At 39.5% G+C, this 271-nt stretch carries 1 protein-coding gene; it reads left to right on the forward strand.

What is annotated here, in order from left to right; genetic code table 11:
• Positions 1-271 (forward strand): SdrD B-like domain-containing protein (locus ACVC3Y_RS00010; RefSeq protein WP_452225698.1); only part of this gene is annotated, 271 nt, incomplete at both ends.

Raw genomic sequence — 271 nt, forward strand, 5'->3', positions numbered from 1 at the left:
CAATGTACCATTAGGAGATGCAGAAGTAGATGTAGATGAGACTACATTACCAACAGATATTACAGATACTTTAACAACAGGAACCTCAGATCCAGAAACAGTAACAGTTGTAGAAGGAACTAATGCTACTACCGATGATGGTTATGCACCAGTAGTTGGAGATTTAACAGGAGTTGTATTCGAAGATCTTAACGGCGATGGAATACAAGATCCAGGAGAAGAGGGAATAGAAGGAGTAGAAGTTGTAATTACCGATGTTAACGGAGACGAA

The sequence above is a fragment of the Lacinutrix cladophorae genome, assembly GCF_053604645.1.